The 9,270-nt window shown below is 57.7% G+C and carries 5 protein-coding genes; all 5 read right to left on the bottom strand.

Features of this window, described 5'->3' with window-relative positions; translation table 11 throughout:
• Window positions 1-78: 78 nt before the first annotated feature.
• Genes bcsC through bcsR form a run of 5 tightly spaced genes read right to left on the bottom strand, consistent with a single transcriptional unit; the run spans window position 79 to window position 9,246 of the window.
• Window positions 79-3,369, bottom strand: coding sequence for a cellulose synthase complex outer membrane protein BcsC (gene bcsC, locus EYY67_RS19895; RefSeq protein ID WP_131694231.1), 3,291 nt, complete (start codon window positions 3,367-3,369; stop codon window positions 79-81).
• 4 nt (window positions 3,370-3,373) lie between these two features.
• Window positions 3,374-5,707: a cellulose biosynthesis cyclic di-GMP-binding regulatory protein BcsB gene (gene bcsB / locus EYY67_RS19890; RefSeq protein ID WP_131694230.1), complete on the bottom strand. Its 2,334-nt coding sequence runs from the start codon at window positions 5,705-5,707 to the stop codon at window positions 3,374-3,376.
• Window positions 5,704-8,319, bottom strand: coding sequence for a UDP-forming cellulose synthase catalytic subunit (bcsA, locus tag EYY67_RS19885; protein ID WP_131694229.1), 2,616 nt, complete (start codon window positions 8,317-8,319; stop codon window positions 5,704-5,706). Before bcsA ends, bcsB begins: the two co-directional genes overlap by 4 nt.
• A complete protein-coding gene (gene bcsQ, locus EYY67_RS19880) occupies window positions 8,316-9,044 on the bottom strand; it encodes a cellulose biosynthesis protein BcsQ (protein ID WP_131694228.1) in 729 nt (242 codons plus the stop codon). Before bcsQ ends, bcsA begins: the two co-directional genes overlap by 4 nt.
• A 1-nt stretch (window position 9,045) precedes the next feature.
• Window positions 9,046-9,246: a cellulose biosynthesis protein BcsR gene (gene bcsR / locus EYY67_RS19875; protein WP_131694227.1), complete on the bottom strand. Its 201-nt coding sequence runs from the start codon at window positions 9,244-9,246 to the stop codon at window positions 9,046-9,048.
• Between the last annotated feature and the right edge of the window lie 24 nt (window positions 9,247-9,270).

Genomic DNA, 9,270 nt, shown 5'->3' with positions numbered 1-9,270 from the left:
CACCCCAACCCTCCCCTTCGCAGGGGAGGGAGTTGTCCGAACTCACACTTCAAATCGCAATACTTTTCGGCTCAAATCCTACTTAAAATCCGCATACGGCACTAACGGCTGCGGCGGCATATCCAGATCCCCCTGCCAGCCGCTCATGGAGTATCGGGCGTAAAGCAGGAAATGGCTTGGCGTGTAATCTTTCGCCTGCTGGATGTCGATCCCGCCACCTACGGTCCAGTGGGAACTGATGCGGCGTTCCACCAGCGCCTGTAAGGTGTAGCCAAATCCGGAGCTGCTGCTGCCGGTTTCGATGGCGCTTTTATCCGGTAACGAATCAGGTATCAGGTTCTGGATCGGATAACGTTTCTCATCGCTGGTGGAGGAACGCGACCAGGAGACGGAACCGCCGAGCTGCCATGACCAGTTCTCCGTGCGCTGACGGTAATTCACCGGCACCGACAGCGAGAAGTATTGCTGCGGACTGTAGTAACCGCCCTGTCCCAACGTGTAGCCGCTGAGATCTTTCTGGTAATGCCAGACCATTGAGCTGAGACCCACGGTGGCGCGGCGGTTGTCTTCGTTGATGACTTTGTAGTAATAGCCGCCCATCAGCCGTTCACGGGTGTTGTCTTCGACATTTTTACCGGTGAGCTGATGCGCACTCAGATCAGCCCAGACGCCGTTAGCCAGCCCCTGATCATAACTTAAACCCAGACTGGCACCGGTGGCACGAACACCGCCCCAGGTGGTGCCGGTACCCGGATCTTTTGCGCCCGCGAAGGAGAGTAAGGAGCTGGAAACCGGACGGCGTGAGACGGTGGTTGTCCAGCCGATATCCCCCCAGTCACCGCTGTAGGCCAGCCCGCCAACCCAGTCGACCACCGGGAAGCCCAGCGGCGTGGTGCCCAGATCCCCTTTCCATTTGTCATTTTCCCAGCCCGCGCCAAGGCTGACGCCGTTGGCTGTCTGGCTGCGGTAACGCCGGCAGTTCTGGTCGCTACAGGTGCCGAAACTCTCTTCATAGTTTCCGTTCTGATTATCGAAGGTCCCCGCGTCCATACGCACCCAGTCAGCACGCAGGAATCCGCGCCCCTGATAGACCGGCATATCCGCCTGCAACATGGTGGTATTTGCGGTCAGATCGGATTTCCCCGGCGTACCGCTGGATGTCCACGAATCCGTGTCCACGGTGAAATTCACATCCTGCTGACGGTACAGGTCATGCGCATCAGAGCGTATGCCCCGTTTCAGCCAGTCATCGGTCGCATTATTGCGGGTCAGCCGCGTATAGCTGTCGTTATCCTGCGGGGCCGTGTCGGTGATGCCGCTTGCGACCATTGCCTGTTCGTAATCCTGACGTGCCAGGTGTGGCTGCCCGAGCTGTTGTTCAAGGTTGGCGGCGTTACGGTAAATCAGTGCCTTATCCTGTCCGGCCGGTTGTGAACTTGCAGCGGTTTTCAGCGGCTGTAACAATGCCGCAGCTTTGGTGGTTTCCCCCACGTCGCGCCACGCCATGGCGACCCGACGCTGCTGATTCAGACTCAGATCCTGCAAATCGGCCTGCTGTAACTGCTGTTTCGCCTGCGTGGTATTGCCAGCGGCAAGGGACGCATCAATGGCGGTCAGGGTGTTATCAAGCTGAATACGCTGCGCCATGTCGCGCATGTTGTCGTCCCACTTCGCCTGCGGCAAGGTGTTCAGATGGCGCAGTGCGGCGTCATCACGGTCAGAACCGGACAGATACAACGCATAGGCGTAAACCTGCTGCGGATCCGCCGGGCGTTTAGCCGCCAGACGCGCAAAAGCGGCGTCGGCCTGCGCAGGCTCCCCGGCTTCGCGTAAGGCATTGGCGTAATGGTAGGTGATCCAGACATCGTCCGGATTCAGTTTCAGCACTTCGCCATAGCGGTTCGCCGCCTGATTCCAGTTCGCTTCAGCGGCGTATTTTTCAGCCTGTTCAGTGACAATGTCACTTTGCAGGCCACGCTGTTTGTCACTGAGTTTCGCCCGAGAGGCTGCGGGTAAGGAATTAATGTAATCCAGCGCTTTCTGCGGTGACTGCCGCTGATAGATATTCACCAGTCCGCGCTGGGCGCTGCTGTTATCGCGTTCCAGCCCCAACGCACGGCGGTAAGCCTGCTCCGCCCGGGGATCGTTTTTGCGCTCAACCGCCACGTCGCCGAGGCCAATTAACGCCCACGGATCGCGGGAGTCCAGACGCTGCGCCTGCTGATAGGCCGCTTCTGCCCGATCAAGCTGCCCCGCTTTCAGCGCCTTATCGCCCTGTTCGATTTTCAGCCAGTAGCTGTTGGTCTGGATCAGGCTGTTCCATTTACCGGCGTTATAACCGTCGGTTTCGGCGGCTTTTGCCTGCTGAAACAGGGTCAGCGCCTGCTGGCGGTTACCGGCGCGGGAATAGGCCAGTCCCATTGCGCCGAGCACTTCGGCATCGTCGGGTTTGGCCTGCAGGGCCTGTTTCAGTGGCGCAATGGCCCCTGTCGAACCACCATTATCGATTTGTGCCAGACCGCGAACCCGTGCCTGATAACGTGGATCGGCCAGCAATGCCTGCTGGCGCTGGAGTTCCTGTTGCGCGGCAATCACCTGCGGGCCGGTGTCGAACGTGGCGATAAACTGTTGCAGCGCATCAACGCTCGCGTTGCCCACCGGCTGATCTTTAATTTTTGCCAGCCATAAATCAGCCGCAGGCGAACGCCCTTCATTGGTGGCGGCGACTTGTTTAATCAGCGCCACCGCGTTGGCATTATTCCCCTCTTCAAATGCCATTTGGGCCAGTTGCAGACGCAACTGCACATCCCCCGGATACTGGGTGTTCAGCGCCTGAAGCTGCGCTTGTGCACGGGCTTTCTGCCCCGGCAGGCGGGCGATCAGTTGCCAGTATTCCACCGCCAGATCCAGCGTCGGCGGCTGACCGCCAAACAGATCGTCGTACTGCGCTTTGGCGTCGTCCAGACGCCCTGCCGTCGCCAGCAGTCGCGTTTGCTGGAGTTTCTGCTGCATTTCCGGCGAGGCGATTTTCAGGCTGAGCTGTGCCTGCCGGTATTCTTCAGAACCGGGGGCGACCTGTTTGATTTTTTCCAGTTGCTGCTGTGCTTTTGCCTGATCGCCTTCGCGTAACAAGAGACGCAAACGGGCGGACAGCACTTTGGGATTCTGCGGATCCATCAGTTCCAGCCGGTACAGCGACTGACGCACCAGTTCGTCCTGATGGCTGGCTTCACCTACCCGCACCTGCTCCAGCAACCATTGCCCGGGAGAGACAACCGGTGCGGCAAATGCAGGCGCGGCCAGCAGCACCAGCCCCCATGTCAGGGCCAGTCTGCTGCGGGGAAACCAGCGTGTTCGGCGTGTGTTCACGGACTTATTCCTGGTCATCATCATCAGACAGACGACGGCGGGCCAGAGAACGCAGACCGGTCCACAACAGGATAGCCGCCAGCACCACCACAATCACCGCCATCAGCGCCAGTAACACCGGATGAGTAGCCAGCGCATTCCAGACACGTTCCCACCACGGCAGATGGCCGACATAATAGGTGTCGCCCACTTTCAGACTGCTCACGCCGGAATCACGCACCACTGATACGGAGCCAAACACCAGCGCCCGCTGTTTGGCATCCTGCATCGCGGTATTTAACAGCTCAAAGCCCTGCTGACCGTTTGCCATCAGCGCCACCACACTGCGCTGATCAAAGTACGGGGACTGCAAGCCAACCACGGCGGCGACCGGGCCTTGCGCGCTGATTTGCGCACTGGCATCCACCCGCGCATCACTGGCCGGTGCGGTGTTATCCGGTAACGGCGTCTGGCGGATTGGCGTGTTCACCGCATCCCGCGCCGCGTCGATCAGCAGGTTGGCTTTTTTGTCGTCACGCATACTGTCGTCACGTAAATCCGCTGGCAGCTTACCGATCACCAGCAGGTCGGCATCGGTGGCTTTGGCTTTCGCTGCATCTTCCGTCAGCCCGACACCCAGCGCCGGATAACCGGTCAGCGCGCCGATATTGCCCATCGCATCCAGTAAAGTGGTCAGCTGAACCGGCTGCGGCTGCGGTTGCACCAGCACCAGCGTCTGCGACAAATCGGCCATGCGGCTGAACGGGAAACCGGCATTGGCAAACGCGCGCAGATCCGGCATCGCCATAAAGTGACGGTAACCGGAAAAATCGATAGTCGAACTGTCGTCAATCACCACATGATTAGGCACCGTGGTGTACGTTTCGCAGCGTCCTTCAGTGCCGCTTGCCAGCAACGAGGTGTAATCAAAATCAAAGCGCATCTGGTTGACGGCACCCAGTTTCAGCGCCGGAATGTTCAGGTCTTTATTGCCATCGAGCAGCCCCTGTAACAGCGACAGACGCAGCAGTTGCGAATCCTGATCGTGTCCGGTTTTCAGGGTCAGATCCTGCACAAACTGGTTATTCAGACTGATGCTCAGCCGCGAGGTGTTTTTCAGCTGCGGCGAGGTGTAACGGTATTTCAGCCGCATATCAATGCCGGTGCTGTTGATCAGGAACAGATCCGGCGGCAGGTTGATGTTGAGCGTGATCGGATTCGGTTGCAGACCGTCAGACTGTAACTGTTCGGCATACTGTTTCAGCTCACCAAAATTCATTGGCCGGTCGGTGCGCACCCAGTTGGGCGCGTCATACGGCTGGCGGGACTGGATCTGTTCGACTTTATCGACGCCAATCGTTTCGCCACGGAACAGGATATTGCCCTGGGCGATGCCTTTTACCGCCGTCAGCAGATCCTGATCATCACGCCCTAAAATCAGCAGCATTTTGACGTACGGATTGTCCGGACGGCTGACCATCTGCACCACCGGCCCTTTCACCGGCGGCATCTCTTTGAGGAAATCAGGGCGCCTGTCGTTGGTGGCAAACACCACCGCGTGGCTGTCTGGCAACTGGTTGTACAGCGTCGGGAAGGATTGCCCTCGCCACTGCGCTTTGGTGCCGAACCAGGAGGCGAGGATCGCCGCCGCCTGTTGCTGGCCGGCATCCGGAGACGCGGCAAACACCATCGGCAGGCTGAGCGGACGGCTGTCGCGTGCATCAAAAAACGGTACCGGGAAATGCGCCAGATCGTTGCTTAATGGCAGTTTCTGATATTGCAGACTGAGCGAGCTGCCCTTGCCGATTTCCAGCCACAGCGTGGAGTTAGCCGGGTTTTCGCAGACGTTCTGGTAATGGCCGACAAACTCCAGACGGATGCGGTTAAAGTCGGTGATGTAACGCGGGTCGATAGCCATCTGCAGGTGATTTTTCTTACCGAGCTGGTCTTTATCGATCACCTCAACGCCCATCAGCTGGTCATTGAGATACACCTTGAGATGCGACTGCACGGGGATCAGCGACGGCGACGGCGTGAATTCCAGATTCAGGGTCGCCTGGGTGACCACTTCGTCACTGCGCACCCCAAATTCAATTTGTCCGTTCGGCTGAATACCGCGCAAGGTGATCGCCCCCGGTGTCGGGGCCACATCCGCAAAAGGTAAGGTCAGGCTGCGAACCGGCGCACCCGGAATAATCATCGGATTCACCGCGGGCGCCACCATCGGTAACACGGCCTGCGGTGACGGCGTGACGCTTTCCGGCGCAGGAGCCTGTTCACTGTATGCTGGTGCCGCTGAACCCAAAGCCAATGTCATCAATGCGGATGCCATCAAAGTCGATAAAGGAAGTCTTTTCATTGTTTTGTCATCATCAGGTTGGACTCATCAGGCTGAACGGCCAGCGGGGGATTGCGCGGAGCAAAAGACAGCAGCCAGCTGCCAAACGATTGGGTTTTTGATGCCAGCGGGCGATATCGCTTCGGCGCGATATCCAGCATGCGCAGATAACCGCGAATGCCCAGCCCCAGCACTTCACGCAGGCTTTCCATCGGTTTGTCTTCCGGGAAGCTGTCCTCGCGCAGTACCCAGCTGTCCGCCCGGGCGAACGTACATTGAATGAAATCAATATGTTGTCGCGTGGACAGCGGCAACAGCTGCATGCCGATGTTTTTGCCGAAAACGCGGCTGATTTGCATCGGGAAAGTGTATTCCTGTTGACCACGGTGCAGCAGTAACGTGACGTTGTCACCCGCCTGAAACTGGCTGGCACTTTCGGTTTCCAGCCCGACGCCGCTGTCGGAGTAATCCTGCACGGTGCAGACATAAATGTGTCCGTCAGGCTTTAATAATGAAGCAGGCATTCTGGCTTCGACGCGGTGCGCCTGTCTCACCTGTTTGGATTCAAAGGCCACCGCAATCGCACCGCCGAGAATAATCATGTTGTAAATGACCCACGCCATACTCACCAGCGTCGTCAGGATTTCTCCGGCGCTGCCGTACATGATGCGGTAAATTCCAAAGAATAATCCGGCCAGATTCAGCAGCATCAGGATCTGATACGGGCGGCTGATTTTCCAGTCCACATAAGCCTGTTTGTTCAGGCCGCCTTTGGCCGTGACGTTGAAGGTCCCGGCGTGCGGATTAAACAACGCCACCGTGGTCGGTCGTGCGATATACCAGGCCAGCACGGTTTCGTAGATTTCATTCCAGAATGAGTGACGGTATTTGCCCTGCACCCGCGAGTTGGTCAGGCTGGCGTGGACCATATGTGGCAGCACATACAGCGCGATCGCCACTGCCGGTGCGTAGATGATGTACGCATGCAGCAACAGAAAGGCCAGCGGCGCAGTAAGGAAGATCAGCCGCGGGATACCGGCCAGAAAGTGCAGCATGGCATTGGCATAACATAACCGTTGCGCCAGTTTCAGCCCTTTGCCGAACAGCGGGTTATCGAGACGGAAAATCTGCACCATGCCGCGCGCCCAGCGGATGCGCTGGCTGACATGCGCGGAGAGGCTTTCAGTCGCCAGCCCCGCCGCCTGCGGAATGCGGATATACGCCGAGCTGTAACCGTGCCGGTGCATACGCAAGGACGTATGGGCATCTTCGGTCACGGTTTCCACGGCGATGCCGCCGATTTCATCGAGAACGTCACGGCGCAACACCGCGCAGGATCCGCAGAAGAAGCTGGCATCCCACAAGTCATTGCCGTCCTGCACCAGCCCGTAGAACAGTTCGCCTTCATTCGGCGTGCGGCGCATACGCCCAAGATTACGCTCGAACGGATCCGGCGAGAAAAAGTGATGCGGCGTCTGCAACATGCTGAGTTTTTTATCTTTAAAGAACCAGCCGACGGTCAGTTGCAGGAAAGAGCGCGTCGGGACGTGGTCGCAGTCAAAAATTGCCACCAACTGGCCGGTGGCCTGTTTCAGCGCATTGTTGATATTCCCTGCTTTGGCGTGTTCATGGGTTTCGCGGGCAATGTATTTCACCCCGATTTCATGAGCAAAATCGGCAAACTCCTGCCGGTCGCCGTCATCAAGCAGATAAATAGTCAGTTTTTCACGCGGCCAGTCCAGCCCCAGTGCCGCATACAGGGTCGGTTTCACCACGCTGAGATCTTCGTTGTAAGTCGGGATCAGCAGATCTACCGTCGGCCATGTTGAGACATCCGCAGGCATCGGCACCGGTTTACGGTTCAGCGGCCAGATGGTCTGGATATAACCCAGCACCAGCACCGTCCAGGAATAGGTTTCCGCGCCCAGCAGCAGCAGGCCGCAAATCAGGCTCAGCGGATCGTCCCAGTTCAGCGTCGAGGTATAACGCCACCACAGATAGCGGCAGGAAATGGTCAGCGACAGGACAATCATCATCAGCGCAGGGAAGCGGCCGGGAATGCGGCGGATGATCATCGCGATACTCCACAGCAGCACCACGAAAACAAACTGCGCGATATAGCCAAACGGCTGAGAAATACAGAACATCGCCAGCGTAAAGGCGACAAGCCCTGCCAGCAACATCAGCAGGCGTTTACCGAGACGGCTCATTTTGCCAATGCGCCGCGTGACGCGCTTTTCCAGCGGATTCTGCGTCACCTGTTTCGGCAGGGATTCCAGCCAGCGGTGCGCCCTTTCGCGTAACCGTTGCGGCCAGCGGGTATAGACAAAACGCTCGCGCACGCCTTCAGACGGCAAAATCACCAGCAGCCACAGGCTCTGCACCAGATAACGCAGCGGATCAGCCAGACGCGGACGCGACGGCGAAATATGCGGATACCAGCGGGTGCGTTGTGCGCTGACGCGCTGCCAGACCGGCGATTCAAATCGCAGAAACAGCCAGCACAGCGCCACACAAACAATCATGGTACCGGCGGCAAATCGTGAGGACTGGCTGGCACGATAACGCCGGTAGCGGTTTTGTAATTCGGCCACCACCGGCGGGACCAGAAACAGGTTCAGCACGCGGTTCATTTTTCCGGACTCCGCGACGCATTTTTGACGCCACGCAGATTCAGCAGAAACCAGTTAGCCAGCGTGTTTATCTCACGGCTGATTTTGCTGTTATCTTTCCATTCCCCGACCGGTTGTTTTGCGGCCAGCGACTCCGCCATGGCTTCATCACGGTGTAAAATCACCGGGATTAACGCTGGCAAGGTTTCCTGCCACAGCAGCAGAATATCCTGTTGTAACTGGCTGGAAGGAATGAACTGATTCAGCAAATAGCGGCCGTTTTCCGGTAAGGCATGCTGATGCAAACGGAGATGCGACTGGGTATCGGCGTGGATCAGCATTACCGTGCTGTCGGCAATATTTTGCGCAGGCACAGGATCAGCCGCCGGAGAATCAATCAGGATCCAGTCGTAAACACCGGTGTTTTTAAGCTGAGTGATGGCGGTTTGCCAGTCGAAAGCGGACGCAAGCGTCGCGTCAGGAGAAAGGTGTCCGTAGGGTAAAAAATCAAGATGGGAATGATAGCGCATGGCCGCGTTCTGCCAGGCTTCGCCCGCATTGTGCGCCGCACACCAGCCACGTCCCTGAGTGAAAGGCATGCCGAAATGCAAGCGCAGCACGTTTTCCGGTGAAAAGTCGATCACCAGCACCTTTTCATGTAATTGCGCGAGACCCCAGGCCAGTGCAGCCGTCACCGATGTGGTGCCTGTACCGCCACGAAACCCCTGTAAGGCAATGACCGCCATATTATTTCGTCTCCGCGCCGGATTCACTGTATTGCGCCAGCTCGGCCAGTAGCGGCCAGCGGGACATGAGTTGCGGAATTTTTTCTTTACGGGCGATATCGACGTAATTTAATTCTGACAAAGAAAAAAGGTGACTCAGCGCAAAGAAATCGTCGTCTTTCGCGGGCCCAGAATCATCTGAGTCGACAATATTGGCTTCCACCTGTTTTCCTCCCGGCTTCAATCT

Origin of the sequence: Rahnella victoriana, from assembly GCF_004330295.1 — a bacterium.
Classification (GTDB): domain Bacteria; phylum Pseudomonadota; class Gammaproteobacteria; order Enterobacterales; family Enterobacteriaceae; genus Rahnella; species Rahnella victoriana.
The sequence above is the reverse complement of the archived record's forward strand: the minus strand, read 5'-3'. Positions and strand labels throughout refer to the sequence as shown.